The sequence below is a fragment of the Pseudomonas sp. S2_H01 genome, assembly GCF_054668305.1.
Genome location: NZ_CP162756.1, coordinates 3,698,334 through 3,715,426, shown reverse-complemented (window position 1 = coordinate 3,715,426; position 17,093 = coordinate 3,698,334). Strand labels below are relative to the sequence as shown.

Below are 17,093 nucleotides of genomic sequence, written 5' to 3'. Positions count from 1 at the left end.
TGGTGGATTTAATTATTGACCACCACAAGGCCGTAGATCGGATTCCACTACTCCAGCACCACCAGACGGTTCGGCAGCTCGTTGCGCGCCTGGGTCACCGGCACCTGATCGCTCAGCACCTCGCCGCACGAACGAATACAGCCCAGAAAGCCTTCCAGGATCTTCCCGTCGCTCACCTGCCGGGTGAACACATCGACCATTGAACGCCAGACCATGTCATCCACATGACGGGCGATGCCGTCGTCAACGATGATTTCGACGTAACGCTCGGCTTCGCTGACGAAAATCAACACTCCCGTGCCATTAGCCGTCGCGTGCAGGTTTTGCTCCAGGAACTGACGCCGCGCCAGACTTCCCGCTCGCCAGTGCCGAACCGATCCGGGCACCAAGCGAGAGGTCATTGCGGGCAGTCGGCACACCAGCGCGACGACGATGAACGTCGCAATCTGAGTCAACAACAGCTCGTTGGCATTCAGCCAACCGGGATAAAAATTGATCAAACCGGGCACGAGCAGCGCAACCAGTCCGGCCCAGATCAAAGGCACGTAAGCATAATCGTCGGCACTTGCGGCCAGCACGGTCACCAGTTCGGCGTCCGTCTGACGCTCGACCGCTTCGATGGCTTGAGCAACCTGCTTCTGTTCGTCTTCAGTGAGTAACGCCATGCACTGCAATCCTTATTGAGCTATCGACTACCAGCCACCGGAGGCACCGCCGCCGCCAAAACTGCCACCACCGCCGCGCATACCCCCGCCACCGCCGGAGCCGCCGGAACCGAAGCCACCACCGCCGCCTCCCGAGCCGATATAGCCACCGCCCAAGCCACCCAAAGCACGGCCCCAGCGCATGTTGATAAAGACGAAGGCCACGAAGAGGATGAGAAACAGCAGGCTCATTTTCCAGTCAGTGACATCGTCGCCCCCGGACGCACCGACCGCGGGCTCAGCCAGCGGATCGCCGCCCAGCACCTGCACGATGGCTTCGGTGCCTTTACTGATGCCGCCGACGAAATCACCTTGCTTGAACGCCGGCGTGATGACCTGATTGATGATCACCGAGGACTGTGCGTCCGTCAGCCGGTCTTCCAGGCCGTAGCCGACTTCGATACGCACCTTGCGCTCGTCCTTGGCGACGATCAGTAACGCGCCGTTGTCTTTGCCCTTCTGGCCGATGCCCCAAAAACGACCGAGTTGGTAGCCAAAATCCTCGATGGTCGAGCCTTGCAGATTGGGCAGCGTGACCACCACGACCTGTTCAGTGGTGAGCTCTTCATGAGCCCGCAGCATCTGGGACAGCCGCTCCTTGCTCTCGTTGTCGATCATTGCGGCCGTGTCGACGACCTGACCGCTCAGCGCTGGAAACTTCAGTTCGGCCTGGGCCCATTGGGCACACAGGCCAACCGACATCGCCAGAAAGGCGAACAGAATGCCCCGCCCCGCGCGCGCCATCAGAATTTCACTTGCGGCGCTTTGTCAGCGTCTGCAGCGGTGGCTTCGAAGTTAGGCCGGATCGGCAGATCGCTGTACATCACCGAATGCCAGAGACGACCAGGAAAGGTGCGGATTTCGGTGTTGTACTTCTCAACCGCAGCGATGAAATCGCGACGTGCCACGGCAATCCGGTTTTCTGTCCCCTCGAGCTGCGATTGCAGCGACAGGAAGTTCTGGTTGGACTTCAGGTCCGGATAGCGCTCGGACACCACCATCAGACGACTCAAAGCACCGGTCAACTGACCTTGCGCGTCCTGAAACTGCTTGAGTTTGGCCGGATCGTTGAGCGTATTGGCATCGATCTGGATAGAGGTGGCCTTGGCCCGGGCCTCGATCACCGCCGTGAGCGTCTCCTGCTCCTGCTTGGCATAGCCCTTCACGGTTTCGACCAGATTGGGGATCAGGTCGGCGCGGCGCTGATACTGGTTCTGCACCTGGGCCCAGGCGGCTTTGACCTGCTCGTCATAGGTCGGAATATTGTTGATGCCGCAACCGGCCAGCAACGTGCTTAACAGCATCAGCAGCGCCAGTGACAAATTGTAACGACTGCCCCGAATGTGCCCGTAACGCTCTATTTGCATGGCCTGTGTGCCCCTTCATGTCCTGCATTAGTCTTCCCGTCTGACCATGACTTTAGCCAAATCGGACGATCCCCGGCATAATCTTGCCCCATCACGTTGTCAGGGCACTGGATTGCCAAGCAGCAATCAGATAAAACTCGCTGCGCTACTGATGCTCATATGCCTCGGGAGTTCAGCGACTCCCCGTCCTGATGACAATAAAAACCAAAGGTTTCACACCAAAAACAAAGGCCACCCGGTATTTCGCGCGAGTTGCCGGTCAACGCCTTGAGAAAATCATTCATGAATAAGCTGTGTTTACTGAGTCTAGTCATCGGTTTGGCCAGTCAGTCCGCCTGGGCCGAAACCGCAACCAGCCCCGCCAGTAACCTGTCCACGTTACAAGCCAAGAATGCATTCATCTCCAACCTGATGAAGCAGATGACCCTCGACGAGAAGATCGGTCAGTTGCGCCTCATCAGCATCGGGCCGGAAATGCCGAAGTCGGAAATCGTCAAGGAAATCGCCGCAGGCAGAATCGGCGGCACCTTCAACTCCGTCCTGCTGCCCGATAACCGCGCCATGCAAGACGCTGCCGTCGCCCACAGCCGTATGAAGATCCCGATGTTCTTCGCCTACGACGTGATCCACGGCCAGCGCACCATATTCCCGATCAGCCTGGGCCTGGCGTCGACCTGGGACATGGACGCCGTCACCCGCGCCGGTCGCGTTTCCGCGATCGAAGCCGCTGCCGATGGCGTAGACATGACCTTCGCGCCGATGGTCGACATCACCCGTGATGCCCGCTGGGGCCGCAGCTCCGAAGGCTTCGGCGAGGACACGTATCTCGTGTCGCGCCTTTCCGCGACGATGACCCGCGCTTTCCAGGGCACCAGCACGCAAGCACCGAACAGCATCATGGCCGCCGTCAAACACTTCGCCCTTTACGGTGCAGTGGAAGGCGGTCGCGATTACAACACCGTCGACATGAGCCCGGTGCGCATGCAACAGGACTACCTCCCGCCGTACCGCGCCGCCATCGATGCGGGCGCGGGGGGTGTGATGGTCGCACTGAACTCCATCAACGGCGTGCCTTCGACGGCCAACGCCTGGTTGCTGCAAGACGTGCTGCGCAAGGACTGGGGCTTCAAGGGCGTCACCGTCAGCGACCACGGCGCCATCAAGGAGCTGATCGACCACGGCGTCGCCAAGGACTTCCGCGAAGCCGCGAAGCTGGCAATCAAGGCCGGTGTCGACCTCAGCATGAACGACAAGGCGTACGGAGAAGAGCTCCCTGCGCTGGTCAAGAACGGTGAAGTGTCGATCAAGGAAGTCGACAATGCCGTGCGTGAAGTGCTCGGCGCGAAGTGGGAAATGGGCCTGTTCGCCAACCCTTACCTGCGCATCGGTGCGGCTGTCGACGACCCGGTCGATCGCGATGCCGAAAACCGGCTGCACCGCGCCGAGGCCCGCGATGTCGCGCGCCGCAGCATGGTCCTGTTGAAAAACGACCACAACACCCTGCCACTGAAGAAAGAAGGCACCATTGCCATTGTCGGCCCGCTGGCCAAGAGCTCGCTGGACATGCTGGGCAGCTGGTCTGCCGCCGGTCTGGCGCGTCAGACCGTCAGCGCCTACGACGGCCTGGCCAATGCCATCGGCGACAAAGCGAAGATTCTCTACGCCGCCGGCACCAACGTGACCGACAACCAGGAAGCGATCACCTACCTGGACAAGATGGACGACCAGATTCACATCGACGGCCGTCCCGAGCAGGACATGATCGACGAGGCGGTCAAGGTCGCCCAGCAGTCGGACGTGGTCGTGGCCGTGGTTGGCGAATCACGCAACATGTCGCACGAAGCCGCGAGCCGCGTGGATCTGGTGCTTCCAGGCCGTCAGCGCGATTTGATCAAGGCGCTCAAAGCCACGGGCAAACCGCTGGTCATCGTGCTGATGAACGGCCGGCCGCTGGCGCTGGGTGAAGAGAACAAGCAGGCCGATGCCATGCTTGAAACCTGGTTCCTGGGCACAGAAGGCGGCAACGCGCTGGCGGACGTGCTGTTCGGCGACTACAACCCGTCGGGCAAGCTGCCGATGACGTTCCCTCGCTCTGTCGGTCAGGTGCCTGCCTACTACAATCACCTGAACACCGGTCGTCCGTATCGCGAGAACGACTCGAACTACACCTCGAACTACTTCGAGGAGCCGACCAGCCCGCTGTTCCCGTTTGGTTACGGCCTGAGCTACACCCGGTTCAGCGTTTCGGACATCGTGCTGTCGGTCAACAAGATGACCCGCAAAGACAAACTGACCGCGACCGTTCAAGTGAAGAACATCGGCAAGGTCGCGGGTGAAACCGTGGTTCAGCTGTACCTGCGTGATGTGGCTGCGTCCATCAGTCGTCCGGTGAAGGAACTGAAGAACTTCCAGAAGGTGATGTTGAAGCCAGGCGAAGAAAAATCGGTGACCTTCACCGTGACCGAGGAAGACCTGAAGTTCTTCAATCCGTCGCTCAAGTACGCGGCAGAAGCAGGCGAATTCAAGCTGATGATCGGCCTGGACTCCAAGGACGTGAAAGAGACGACGTTCAATCTGCTTTAAGCCTTGCTGTGGGTGGTGCGGTGCCCAGACCGCACCACGAAGAGATTAACGTGTAGGAGCGCGCTTGCCCGCGATTGCATGCCTTCCTCGCCTGCCGAGGGGACTGACAGGTTGCTATCGCGGGCAAGCGCGCTCCTACACGGTCAGCATCCTCAGGCCTATCTATGCCCCGCGCCGCCCGCCTTCCTTTATATGTCCTGCTCATCCTGGCGGGCGCCGTGATTGTCGCGACCCTGGCGATGCATCAGGCGCAACGCCATTCGCTCGAAGACGAGGCTGCTCGCGCCCAGGACCAGCTTTCGCTGTACGCCAACACCCTGCAAACCCTGATCGAGCGTTACCGTGCCCTCCCCGCCGTTCTGGCGCTGGACCCGGAGCTGCGCGCCGCCCTGCGCGGACCGGTCAGCGCTGAAACCACGCAAGCCCTCAATCTCAAACTTGAGCAGATCAACGGCGCCGCGCAGTCCTCGACGCTGGAACTGCTTGATCGTGACGGACTGGCGATCGGCGCCAGCAACTGGAAACTGCCCAGCAGCTACGTCGGCCACAACTACGGGTTTCGTCCTTACTTCACACAGACCAAAGCGACCGGCGTCGGGCGATTTTACGCGGTCGGGGTCACCAGCGGCATCCCCGGCTACTTCCTGGCCAATGCGGTGCGCGACGACGCCGGGCTTTTCATCGGTGCGATGGTCGTGAAGCTGGAGTTCCCGGACCTTGAGCACACGTGGGCGCAGGGCGACGATTTGTTGCTGGTCAGCGATGCAAAGGGCGTGGTGTTCATCGCCAATCAGCCCGGCTGGCGCTATCGCTCACTGCACCCGCTGTCGGATCAGGACCGCAGCGAACTGGGCAGCACCCGCCAGTACGATAAACAGCCGTTGACGCCACTGACTCAAGAACCGCTGCGCACCTTCAACGACAGCAGCCACCTGAGCCGGGTTGTCGCGCCCGAGGGTACGACCGATTACCTCTGGCAGTCGTTACCCTTGCAACCGGAAGGGTGGACGCTGCACCTGCTTCGCAAACCTCAGCCTGCCCCTGAAGACCTTCGCAATGCCGCATTGGCAGCGGCTGGCACCTGGCTGACACTGGTGTTCCTCGGGCTGTTTCTTTATCAGCGCTGGCGACTGGCGCGCATGCGTCAACGCAGTCGCGAGGAACTGGAACAACTGGTCGAAGCGCGCACCCGGGATTTACGAACCGCTCAGGACGGTCTGGTGCAATCGACCAAGCTCGCTGCGCTGGGACAGATGTCCGCCGCCCTCGCTCACGAAATCAACCAGCCGCTGACCGCACAACGCATGCAACTGGCAACCCTGCGCTTACTGCTCGACCATGGCCGGGTCGATGACGCTTATAAGGCGCTGACCCTGCTCGACCAGCAATTGACCCGCATGGCGGCGCTTACCGGGCATCTCAAGACCTTTGCCCGCAAAAGCCCCAGCGGCCTGCGCGAGCGCGTAGACCTTGCCTGTGTGGTCGATCAGGCGATGTTGCTGCTCGACGCCAGAATTCGCGAGGAACGCGTGAGCTGTGTCCTGGACCTGACGCGTCCTGCCTGGGTGCGGGGCGATGCGATTCGTCTGGAGCAAGTGCTCATCAATCTGCTGCGCAATGCCCTGGACGCCATGCGCGAACAACCGCTCAAGCGGCTGGAAATCCGTATCGATGCCGAGGGCGATCACTGGCGCCTGAGCGTGGTTGACAGCGGCAGCGGAATTGCCGAGGCGCATCTGGCGAATATCTTTGATCCATTCTTCACCACCAAACCCGTCGGCGACGGGCTGGGTCTTGGGCTGGCGGTGTCCTACGCTATCGTCCATGAGCTGGGAGGACGTCTGAGCGCCGAGAACCTCGCGAACGGCGCGCGGTTTTTCTTCTGTCTGACCCAGGCCCCGGAGGCTGAACCCCTATGCTGAACTCGGTGATCGTGGTCGATGACGAGGCCCCTATTCGTGAAGCGGTCGAACAATGGCTGTCGCTGTCTGGCTTCCAGGTGCAAGTGTTCAGTCGTGCCGAAGACTGCCTGGCGCAGCTGCCCGAGCACTTTCCCGGCGTGATCCTCAGCGATGTGCGCATGCCGGGTATGGGCGGGCTGGAGCTATTGGCCCAGGTACAGGCGCGGGATCCCGACTTGCCGGTGATTCTGCTGACGGGGCACGGCGATGTACCCATGGCGGTGGATGCCATGCGCGACGGCGCCTATGACTTTCTGGAGAAACCGTTCACTCCGCAAACCCTGCTCGGCAGCCTGCGCCGTGCGCTGGAAAAACGCCGGTTGGTGCTGGAGAACCGTCGTTTGCATGAACAGGCGGACAATCGCAGCCGCCTCGAAGCCACGTTGCTGGGCCTGTCGCCGAGCATTCAGACCCTGCGCCGTCAGATTCAAGACCTCGCCCAACTGCCAGTCAATGTGCTGATTCGGGGCGAAACCGGCAGCGGAAAGGAGATGGTTGCGCGCTGCCTGCACGACTTCGGCCCTCGGGCCAGCAAACCGTTCGTGGCCGTCAACTGCGCCGCCATTCCCGAGCAACTGTTTGAAGCCGAGCTGTTTGGCCATGAAAGCGGCGCGTTCACTGGCGCTCAGGGCAAGCGCATCGGCAAACTGGAGTTCGCCCACGGCGGTACGCTGTTCCTCGACGAAATCGAAAGCATGCCACTGGCGCAACAGGTGAAGTTACTGCGGGTGATTCAGGATCGGCGCCTTGAACGATTGGGCTCTAACCAGAGTATCGAGGTTGACCTGCGCATCGTGGCCGCGACCAAGCCGGATCTGCTGGAAGAAGCCAGGTCCGGGCGATTTCGTGAAGACCTGGCGTACCGCCTGAACATCGCCGAGCTGCGCCTGCCACCCTTGCGCGAACGGCGCGAAGACATCCCGCTGCTGTTCGGTCATTTCTCAAGACAGGCGGCAGAACGTCTGGGCCGTAGCGCGCCAGTACTCGGCGGTGGGCAACTGAGTCATTTGCTCAGCCATGACTGGCCGGGCAATGTGCGGGAGCTGGCCAACGCCGCCGAACGTCAGGTGCTCGGGCTGGAGAATCCAGCCTCGGTGGACATGCCGGCCGGACAGTCGCTGGCGGCGCAACAGGAAGCGTTCGAGGCCCATTGCCTGCGCTCGGCGCTGAGCCGGCATAAAGGCGATATCAAGGCGGTGCTGAACGAGCTGCAACTGCCGCGCCGAACGCTGAATGAAAAGATGCAGCGTCACGGGTTGATCCGGGAAGTGTTTCTTCCTGACAACGGCGACCCTTTGTAGGACCCCGTCCACTGTAGGAGCTGCCGGAGGTTACGACGGTGGCGAATGCGATCGACCTGATACGAATAGGCTGGCTGCCCCCATGCCATCTCGGGCAAGCGCGCACCTGCAACAACGCGCGACATGAGCAAAATTTCGCTCACCCAACCCCGCGCATCGGCGGATTTCCGCTCATCCACTGCAAGCAAACCCTTCTAGACCGGGCCTTTCGGGCTTGGCACGTCTCCTGCTATCACCCTTGCAAGACCGCATCGCTGCGATCCTTCTAAAAACAATGACTTGCAGGAAATCCAATGGCTATTCCCAACTCTGTTTCCAACGGATCGGCTGCCGCACCCGTCGCCGACAAGACCACCCGAAGTCGCCTGAAATCCATTTTCAGCGGTTCGGTCGGCAACATGGTCGAGTGGTACGACTGGTACGTCTACGCTGCCTTCTCCCTTTACTTCGCCAAAGTCTTCTTCCCCAAAGGCGACACCACCGCACAACTGCTCAACACTGCCGCGATCTTCGCGGTCGGGTTTTTAATGCGCCCAATCGGCGGCTGGCTGATGGGCCTTTACGCTGATCGCAAGGGCCGCAAAGCTGCCTTGATGGCCTCGGTTCTGCTGATGTGCTTCGGATCGCTGATCATCGCGCTCACGCCCGGTTATGAAACCATCGGCGTCGGCGCCCCTATCCTGCTGGTGTTCGCTCGCTTGCTGCAGGGCCTGTCGGTCGGCGGCGAATACGGCACCTCGGCGACCTACCTCAGCGAGATGGCGACCAAGGAACGTCGTGGCTTCTTCTCCAGCTTCCAGTACGTGACGCTGATCTCCGGCCAGCTCATCGCGCTGGGCGTGTTGATCGTGCTGCAACAAACACTCACCACCGAGCAACTGAACACCTGGGGCTGGCGCATTCCGTTCGCCATCGGCGCGCTCTGCGCTGTCGTCGCGCTGTTCCTGCGTCGCGGCATGGAAGAAACCGAGTCGTTCACCAAAAAGAAGGAAGAACCAAAAGAGAGCCTGATGCGCACCCTGATGCGTCATCCCAAGGAACTCATGACCGTGGTCGGCCTCACCATGGGCGGCACCCTGGCGTTCTACACCTACACCACCTACATGCAGAAATACCTGGTGAACACCGTCGGCATGAGCATCACCGACTCCACCACCATTTCCGCCGCCACGCTGTTTCTGTTCATGGTGCTGCAACCGGTGATCGGTGCGCTGTCTGACAAGATCGGTCGTCGCCCGATCCTGATTGCCTTCGGTGTGCTCGGCACGCTGTGCACGGTGCCTATCCTCACCACGCTGCACACGATTCAAACCTGGTGGGGTGCGTTCTTCCTGATCATGGCGGCGCTGATCATCGTCAGCGGTTACACCTCGATCAACGCCGTGGTGAAGGCTGAGCTCTTCCCTACCGAAATTCGTGCACTGGGCGTCGGCCTGCCGTACGCACTGACCGTCTCGATCTTCGGCGGCACCGCCGAATACATCGCGTTGTGGTTCAAGAGCATCGGCATGGAAACGGGCTACTACTGGTACGTCACCGCCTGTATCGCCTGCTCGTTGCTGGTCTACGTCTTCATGAAGGACACCCGCAAGCATTCTCGGATCGAGACCGACTGACCGCGCGGAAAGGGCCGTATTAGCGCGCTCACGCACGCGAACCCAGGGGCACCCACGCAAAGTGGTTGCCCCTTTTTTTCGCGGCCCTGGCCGCTAAGTGGCTGAATCACCAAGCGCTTTTCGCAGTATCAATTTCAGCGATGATTGCTACTAATGCGATTGACTTCTTAATAATCCAGAGCCGAGTAAAGTTAACTCCATACCGAGTTACCCACTTATTTGAATCGATCTGGAGCAACTACCATGAAAACTAACAAACTGATCTTCGGCCTCGCTTTCTCTCTTCTGGCTTCTAGCGCTTTTGCACTTACCGCTGCAGACGCAAGCAAACATGTCAACGCGCCGGTAGTTGCTGAAAACGGATCCTCTCATACCAACATCGGTCGTGTTGCTGCTGACGGTGCTGACCGCGTAGGTAACAACCGTGTTGCCGCTGACGGTGCTGACCGCGTAGGCAACAACCGTGTGGCCGCTGACGGCGCTGACCGCGTAGGCAACAACCGTGTGGCCGCTGACGGTGCTGACCGTGTAGGCAACAACCGTGTGGCCGCTGACGGCGCTGACCGTGTAGGCAACAACCGTGTGGCCGCTGACGGCGCTGACCGTGTAGGCAACAACCGTGTGGCCACTGATGGTGCTGACCATGTTGGTGCAAATCGTGTCGCTGCCGATGGTGCTGACCGTGTAGGCGCAAATCGTCTGAGCTGATCGCCAAGCGGCTCCCTCTCCAGCCCGGCTTTCGCCGGGCTTAGTTTTTTCTGATGCAGCGAAACGATCTCGTCCCTGCATTTACGGGGCATCTGGCGATTTCGGGGTGATTTTCTCCTCGTTTCCAGCAGATCGCGCCATCACCCTGATGAATCACCACTCATCACGCAAACCTCACCCATGAAAAAATGCGTCCACGCAAGAATTTATTTGTCAAGGAGCAAAACTGTCAGAGCTGACAGAATTTGCCCCATTGCGGATCAAAATCCGCTGGAGCGCTTTAAAACCGGGCGCTGCGGCCAACTATCATTTTCAGCGATGGTCGTTAGCAACCTTGTTAACTTCTACTTAATGCATGCGCGCGTAGAATTCACTCCATACCCAAGTTAAAGAAATTATTGAACTTTGATGGAGCAAACATCATGAAAACTTCAAATCTTCTGTTCGGCCTTAGTCTTTCCATTCTGGCATCGAGTGCATTCGCATTGCCTGTTTCTGATCATCACCCTGTATTGAACGGTACGGTTGTAGCCGAAGGTGGTTCTTCTCACACCAACGCTTCGCACACGGGTTCTTATCGTCAGGCTTCTGATGGTGCTGACCACGTCGGTGCCAACCGCTTGGCCGCTGACGGCGCTGACCGTGTAGGCAACAACCGCCAGGCTGCCGACGGTGCCGATCACGTCGGTGCAAACCGCTTGGCCGCTGACGGCGCTGACCGTGTAGGCAACAACCGTCAGGCCGCAGATGGTGCCGATCACGTCGGTGCAAACCGCTTGGCCGCTGACGGCGCTGACCGTGTAGGCAACAACCGTCAGGCCGCTGATGGCGCAGACCACGTCGGTGCAAACCGCTTGGCCGCTGACGGCGCAGACCACGTCGGTGCAAACCGCTTGGCCGCTGACGGCGCTGACCGTGTAGGCAACAACCGCGTCAGCTGATTCGGCTTTACAGGTTTACCGCTTCACACGTTCAACCTCCTGAACTCCCTTTGTAGCCCGGTTTATGCCGGGCTTTTTTTTGTCCGCATCACGGCAGGGTCTGGAATCCGCGGGAAATGCCTTGCACTATGACGGCCTTCATTCTGTGCAGACAGCCGATACGTAAACCGGCTCGTCGCCTCTCTCATTCAGGAAGTGCGCCATGTCAGACGATATTCATTTCTACGAGCCATCCAAAGGTCACGGGCTGCCGCACGATCCGTTCAACGCCATCGTCGGCCCGCGTCCCATTGGCTGGATTTCGTCTCAGGACGCCCATGGCAAGCTCAATCTTGCGCCGTACAGCTTCTTCAACGCCTTCAACTACGTGCCGCCGATCATTGGCTTCTGCAGCATTGGCCGCAAAGACAGCCTGAACAACATTGAGCAGACCGGTGAGTTCGTGTGGAATCTCGCGACCCGTTCGCTTGCCGAGCAGATGAACCTGAGCTGCGCGCCCGTGGCAGCAGACGTGAATGAATTCGAGCTCGCCAATCTCACGGCCGAGCCGTCACGCATCGTGTCGGTGCCGAGGGTAAAAGAAACGCCGGTGGCGTTTGAGTGCAAGGTGACGCAGATCATCCAGCTGCAACGCGCGGACCACGAAGTCGTGCCAAGCTGGTTGATTCTGGGAGAAGTGGTGGCGATTCACATCGCCAAGCGCCTGCTCAAGGACGGTATTTACGACACAGCAGCCGGTGAGCCGATCCTGCGCGGCGGTGGCCCGGCCGATTATTTCCAGCTGGGCCCTGAATCGTTGTTCAAGATGTACCGACCGCGCGCCTGATCAGTCCTGGGCGAACATCAGTTCGCCCTCAGACGTCACGTCGATCAAGCGCTCCAGTTCCTGGACCGCCGCTTGATCGGCGGCCAGCGCTGTCTTGAATGTCTGGTCTTGAAGCACGCGATGAAAGGTCGGCGCACCACCGGCTCCCAGTCCTTTGACGGCGATAGCGGCGCTGTACGCGCCATCGCCAGGGACTGCAGCGGAAACGGCTTCGTAATGCTGGAATTCTTTGCGTGCCATGGGAGGAGGATCCTGCCTTGAAAGAGAAGGCGTGGATTTTAAACCTGAGCTGGGGAGATGAGCGTGAGATTTTCCATGTTCAAGCCGACGTAGTCGTCGCAATAACGCCCAGATCACGCTCACCCACCGTGATCGCACGGTCTCGCAGGAGTGGGTCTGCTCGCGATAAAACGCTTAACACAACCACTGCTCACCCCGCCTTCCGCACATCCGGCAACCCATACGCCGCCTCGGCCTGGGCGGCGCTGACGTGGGCGAAGGTCTGAAAATCCAGGCTACTGACCAGGCGCTCAGTCACCAACTCGGAAAAGAGTGCCAGCTCAGGTGTGGAGAACCAGTCGTTCATGGCTGAGGCGTCCGCCCACAGTCCGCTGATCACCCACACGTCCTTTTCAGTCATCGATTGCTGCAGCGCGAAGTGCAGGCAACCGCCGGCCCGGGAGGATGGGGCGATCAACGTGCTCAGGCGTGCGCCGAGTCGGGCACCGTTTCCGGCGCTGGCGCGCAAGGTCACAAGGTGGCTCACAGCTGACGGGTTGTGCATGGTCTTCGCTCCTTTGATTCAGCCGCGATCGAAGAAGGCGTTGCGGCTGGATGTGAAGATTAGTGGCCCCCGTGCAAATGTCGTTAGCCGGATACTGCCCCGTTATTGCCTGATTCTGCGCGCAGGCTTTTCAGCCGCCAGCCCATTGATCGCCCAACCGAGGCATTGGACGCGGGAGTTTCAAGCAATCAACCCAGCCAGTAAGGGCGTTTCGTCGTCTATCGCATGAATCGATAGCAGAATCAGGCAATCATCCGGCAGGATTCGCCTACCGCTTGCGATTGCACAAAAATAAGCTGTGCTGCATCGACGCTCCGTCAGAGGAATTTTCCATGTTGCCCACCGCCGTTGAGCCCGCCATCGCCCGTGCCGCGCCAGACGCCCGGCCGATGCCAGAACTGAGCGCGACAATGGAACAGCAGCGAGCAGAGCTTGCCGAGCTGATCCGTCGACACGCTCCCTCGGACGGCAGCTTTCAGACATTGATCAAGCCGCTGTTCATGGTGCGTCACGACCGCCCGCTGCAGTCCGTGCCAGGCGTGGTTCAACCCGCGCTATGTATCATGGCCCAAGGCCGCAAGGACGTGACGCTGGGTGGCGAACTGTTCACCTACGACCCGCTCAACTACCTGGTGCTCTCGGTTGCCCTGCCCATCAGCGGCAAAGTGATTTACGCAACGCCGGACGACCCGCACCTGGCCATGCGGCTGGACATCGACCCCGCCGACATCAATGCGTTAATCGCGCAAGCCGGTCCCATGAGCGTACCGACCCGTCCCAGTGGACGCGGCATGTACGTGGAACGCATCGATTCACAATTGCTGGACGCGGTTATTCGCCTGATTCGCCTGCTGGACAGCCCGAAAGACATCCCCATGCTGGCGCCGCTGATCACCCGCGAAATCCTCTACCGCTTGCTGCGCGGGAGCGAGGGCTATCGGTTGTATGAAATCGCCATTTCCAACTGCCAGACCCATCGTGTGACCCAAGCCATCAAATGGCTGAACGAGCATTTTCAGCAACCGTTGCGCATCGAAGAGCTGGCTCGGGAAGTGAATTTGAGCGTCTCGACGCTGCACCATCGGTTCAAGGCCGTGACCGCCATGAGCCCGTTGCAGTATCAGAAACAGCTGCGTTTGCAGGAGGCCCGTCGCCTGATGCTGGCCGACGGGCTTGAGGCGTCAGCCGCCGGTTACAAGGTGGGCTATGAAAGCCCGTCCCAGTTCAGCCGCGAATACAGCCGCCTGTTCGGCGCGCCCCCGTTGCGGGACCTGGCGCGCCTGCGCAAAACGCTGTGAACCATCGGCGCTGAGCAGCATGCAGGTCAGGCGCTCAGCACCCGGCACGCCTCAGCAGGAATCATCACCGAGACCGGATGACCAATGGCCAGCCCGAGGCTCTGGTTCGGCGTACTCAGCGCGGTCAGCGACACGCCGCCGCAATCCACCGTGGTTTCGATGGTGGCGCCAATGTCGCGAATGAACGTGACCGTGCCGTTCAGGCGATTACCTTCAGCAGCCTGCGAACGCGAAAGCTGCAAGTCTTCCGGGCGCACCAGCATTCTGATCTCGGCACCGGCTTTGATCGTGTCGCCGATCGGCACGTCCAGTGAATCGCCTGCGGGCAGCTGCACGCGGCCACCACCCAGAGCTTTGGCCGGGAAGATATTGCCGGAACCGATGAAGTCCGCGACAAAGGCGTTGGCCGGGTTGCGGTAAATCTCAATCGGCGTACCTACCTGCTGCACCCTGTGCTCACCCAGCACCACGACGATGTCGGCCATGGTCATGGCTTCGCGTTGATCGTGGGTCACCAGAATGGTGGTGATGTTCAGCTGTTTTTGCAGTTGACGAATTTCCACCTGCATCGACTCTCGCAGCTTGGCGTCCAGTGCGGACAGCGGCTCGTCGAGCAACAAGAGTTTCGGGTGCGAGGCAATCGCGCGGGCAATCGCGACACGCTGGCGCTGACCGCCGGACAGTTTCGCCACCGGACGATCCACCATCTGTTGCAGCTGAATCATCGCCAGCAGCTCGGTGACACGCGCTTTCTGCGCGGCCTTGTCGACACCCCGCAACTTGAGCGGGTACGCGATGTTTTCGCCAACCGTCATGTGCGGGAACAGCGCCAGCGATTGAAACACCATCCCGAAATTGCGCTCGTGCGCCGGCGTGTGGCTGACGTCCTCGCCATCCAGGCGAATCTCGCCGCTGGTGAGGGTTTCAAGCCCCGCGATCATGCGCAGCAACGTGGTTTTGCCGCAGCCCGACGGGCCCAGGAAGCACACGAGTTTGCCCTGCGGCAGGTGCAGGTTAACGTCGGTGACGGCGCAGGCCGAGCCATAGAATTTTTCAACGTTTTCGAGCATCAGTCCGGTCATTTCTTCACACCTCAAATCAGAACGAAACGCCACCTTCACCGACCAGCTTCTCCAACGCCCAGATCAGGACGAAGTCGATCAGCACGATCAGCACGGCGAACGAGAAAACGGTGGGGTCGAGCGAGGAGACGGTGCGGCTGTACATCCAGATCGGCACGGTCATCACGTCGATGTTGTAAAGGAAGTAGGTCACCGTGAACTCGTTGAACGAGACGATGAAGGCCAGCAGCATCCCGGCGAGAATCCCCGATTTCATCAACGGCACCACGACATCGACGATGGCGCGGGTGGGAGAAGCGCCCAGCATCTGCGCGGCCTCTTCCACTTCGCTGCCGATGGTCATCATTGAGGCCGTGCAGTTCTTGATCACGAACGGCAGCGCGAGAATCACGTGGGCAATCACCAGCCGCGAGGTGCTCAGGTGAAATGGCAAGCTGTCGAACACCAGCAGCAAGGCCAGCCCCAGGACCACCATCGGGAACACCAGCGGCAGCGACATCAGTTGCATCGCGAAGGCCTTGCCACGGAACTCGCAGCGCGTCAGCGCGTAAGACGCCGGCACTGCAATCAACGTGGCGAAGATCATCGTCAGGCACGCCACCATCAGGCTGGTGGTCATGGCTTTGCCCAGGCTCAGCACATCGCTTTCATCCGGGGAAACGAAGGTCTGCCAGGCCGCCTTGTACCACTGCAGGCTGTAGCTGCTCGGCGGAAAATCGAGGTTGGCCGAGCCGCTGAACGACATGACGATCATCGTCAGGATCGGGGTGACTGCCAGGAACAGAATCACCGCCGACACAATGGCCGCGAAACGTCCGGTTTCGCCGGGTAAAAGAGGCTGGGAACGGCGTATCTTTTTGCTCATTGCGAAGCCTCCAGCATGCGCCGACGGCGACCGGTGACGAATTCGGAAAGGGTCATGATCGCCAGCGTCGTGATGATCAGCACGACACCCGCCGCCGACGCAGCAGGCCAGTTCATGAGCGGCGCGATCTGGTCATGCACCATCACCGCGAGCATCGGCACGCGCCGACCGCCGAGGAGCAACGGCACGACGAAACTGCTGGCGTTGTAGGCGAACACCAGCGTGGCGCCGGTGATAATGCCCGGCAGACTCATGGGCAGGATGACCTGACGAAACACCTGAAAGCGACTGGCGCCCAGCGTCGCGGCGGCCTCTTCATAGCTTCGCGAAATCCCGCGCATGGCGCTCGCGATCGGCAGCACTGCCAGCGGGAAAGCGGTTTGCACCAGGCCCATCAGCACGCCGTTCTGGTTGTAGAGCATCATGATCGGCCGAGTGATCAGCCCCAGGCCTTTCAGCGCCTGATTGAGCATGCCGGCCGGGCCGAGAATCACCAGCCAGCCGTAACTTTGCAGCAGCAGGTTGACCAGCAGCGGCAACAGGACCGCCGCGAGAAAAACACGTCTGACCAAGGGCGACTTGAGCCGCGCCATGGTGTAGCCGACCGGGATCGCCAGGATGACGGCAATCACCGCGCTGATCAGGGCCAGTCGCAAGGTCAGCAGCAGGGACTTCAAATAATAGGGTTCGAACAGTTGTGCATAACTGTCGAGACTGAAGCCGCTCCACTCCGCCCCTTTGGTGCCGACGCTCATGCGCAGGACCAAGAGGCTGGCGACGATCAGTACGGCGAGGAACAGCATCGACGGCGTGAGGAACAGCCATGCGCGAGCGGTGGCAGAGAATGGCCGGTTTCGACGCGGTTTGGCTGCGTCTTCCTGGCGCGTTATAGGTGGGTTTTGCATGTTTTTGATCTCGGGTTTAGCGATGAGTCAGGGATGCATCGGGTGCACGTCCGATGTGTTCGCGGGCAAGCGCGCTCCTACAATTGATCGCGTTCCACTGTAGGAATGAGCTTGCTCGCGATGACGTCAGGACGGACGACCACACAACACCC

16 protein-coding genes are annotated in these 17,093 nt (G+C 60.2%); 8 read left to right on the top strand and 8 right to left on the bottom strand.

Translation table 11 applies throughout. The annotated features are described in order from the left end of the window. Positions 1–47 precede the first annotated feature (47 nt). The 3 genes from AB4N84_RS16625 to AB4N84_RS16615 are packed head-to-tail and all read right to left on the bottom strand — an operon-like array spanning position 48 to position 2,071. Positions 48–665: a TPM domain-containing protein gene (locus tag AB4N84_RS16625; protein WP_460042283.1), complete on the bottom strand. Its 618-nt coding sequence runs from the start codon at positions 663–665 to the stop codon at positions 48–50. A 27-nt stretch (positions 666–692) separates the two neighbouring features. Continuing rightward, the gene (locus AB4N84_RS16620) at positions 693–1,406 is read right to left on the bottom strand and encodes a TPM domain-containing protein (RefSeq protein WP_244165883.1); all 714 of its coding nucleotides are present in this window, start codon (positions 1,404–1,406) and stop codon (positions 693–695) included. Between the two features lie 41 nt (positions 1,407–1,447). Continuing rightward, complete coding sequence (locus AB4N84_RS16615) at positions 1,448–2,071, bottom strand: LemA family protein (RefSeq protein WP_074755636.1); 624 nt, start codon at positions 2,069–2,071, stop codon at positions 1,448–1,450. Positions 2,072–2,353: 282 nt separating this feature from the next. On the opposite strand from AB4N84_RS16615, the gene bglX reads away from it, so the two are divergent. The 7 genes from bglX to AB4N84_RS16580 all read left to right on the top strand — a co-directional run bounded on the left by bglX (position 2,354) and on the right by AB4N84_RS16580 (position 12,007). Beyond that, positions 2,354–4,654 (top strand): beta-glucosidase BglX, encoded by a 2,301-nt coding sequence (gene bglX / locus AB4N84_RS16610; protein WP_460042282.1) that lies wholly within the window; start codon positions 2,354–2,356, stop codon positions 4,652–4,654. A gap of 164 nt (positions 4,655–4,818) precedes the next feature. Next, positions 4,819–6,576 carry a sensor histidine kinase gene (locus AB4N84_RS16605; protein ID WP_460042281.1) on the top strand — a complete coding sequence of 586 codons (1,758 nt, stop codon included), beginning with the start codon at positions 4,819–4,821 and terminating at the stop codon, positions 6,574–6,576. Beyond that, positions 6,570–7,916, top strand: a complete 1,347-nt coding sequence (locus AB4N84_RS16600) for a sigma-54-dependent transcriptional regulator (RefSeq protein WP_460042280.1) — start codon at positions 6,570–6,572, stop codon at positions 7,914–7,916. Before AB4N84_RS16605 ends, AB4N84_RS16600 begins: the two co-directional genes overlap by 7 nt. Positions 7,917–8,209: 293 nt before the next feature. Beyond that, positions 8,210–9,532, top strand: a complete 1,323-nt coding sequence (locus AB4N84_RS16595; RefSeq protein ID WP_460042279.1) for an MFS transporter — start codon at positions 8,210–8,212, stop codon at positions 9,530–9,532. A 243-nt stretch (positions 9,533–9,775) separates the two neighbouring features. Beyond that, positions 9,776–10,240, top strand: a complete 465-nt coding sequence (locus AB4N84_RS16590; protein ID WP_460042278.1) for a hypothetical protein — start codon at positions 9,776–9,778, stop codon at positions 10,238–10,240. 422 nt (positions 10,241–10,662) lie between these two features. Continuing rightward, positions 10,663–11,181 carry a hypothetical protein gene (locus tag AB4N84_RS16585; RefSeq protein WP_460042277.1) on the top strand — a complete coding sequence of 173 codons (519 nt, stop codon included), beginning with the start codon at positions 10,663–10,665 and terminating at the stop codon, positions 11,179–11,181. Positions 11,182–11,383: 202 nt separating this feature from the next. Continuing rightward, positions 11,384–12,007, top strand: coding sequence for a flavin reductase family protein (locus tag AB4N84_RS16580; protein WP_460042276.1), 624 nt, complete (start codon positions 11,384–11,386; stop codon positions 12,005–12,007). Here the strand turns inward: AB4N84_RS16580 and AB4N84_RS16575 are convergent, their stop codons facing one another. Continuing rightward, complete coding sequence (locus tag AB4N84_RS16575; protein ID WP_074755619.1) at positions 12,008–12,247, bottom strand: hypothetical protein; 240 nt, start codon at positions 12,245–12,247, stop codon at positions 12,008–12,010. A gap of 190 nt (positions 12,248–12,437) precedes the next feature. Beyond that, positions 12,438–12,791, bottom strand: a complete 354-nt coding sequence (locus AB4N84_RS16570) for an antibiotic biosynthesis monooxygenase family protein (RefSeq protein WP_460042274.1) — start codon at positions 12,789–12,791, stop codon at positions 12,438–12,440. A gap of 389 nt (positions 12,792–13,180) precedes the next feature. Here AB4N84_RS16570 and AB4N84_RS16565 point away from each other — a divergent pair, with 389 nt between their 5' ends. Further along, the gene (locus tag AB4N84_RS16565; protein WP_460047040.1) at positions 13,181–14,089 is read left to right on the top strand and encodes an AraC family transcriptional regulator; all 909 of its coding nucleotides are present in this window, start codon (positions 13,181–13,183) and stop codon (positions 14,087–14,089) included. Between the two features lie 26 nt (positions 14,090–14,115). Here AB4N84_RS16565 and AB4N84_RS16560 read toward each other — a convergent pair whose 3' ends face one another. From AB4N84_RS16560 to AB4N84_RS16550, 3 genes are read right to left on the bottom strand one after another with little or no spacing between them, the layout of a single operon-like run. Next, positions 14,116–15,171, bottom strand: coding sequence for an ABC transporter ATP-binding protein (locus tag AB4N84_RS16560; protein WP_460042273.1), 1,056 nt, complete (start codon positions 15,169–15,171; stop codon positions 14,116–14,118). A gap of 16 nt (positions 15,172–15,187) precedes the next feature. Beyond that, entirely contained in the window at positions 15,188–16,036 is an 849-nt protein-coding gene (locus AB4N84_RS16555) for an ABC transporter permease (RefSeq protein ID WP_460042271.1), read from the bottom strand. Next, entirely contained in the window at positions 16,033–16,941 is a 909-nt protein-coding gene (locus AB4N84_RS16550) for an ABC transporter permease (protein WP_460042270.1), read from the bottom strand. The genes AB4N84_RS16555 and AB4N84_RS16550 overlap by 4 nt, the downstream gene beginning before the upstream one ends. Positions 16,942–17,093 lie beyond the last annotated feature (152 nt).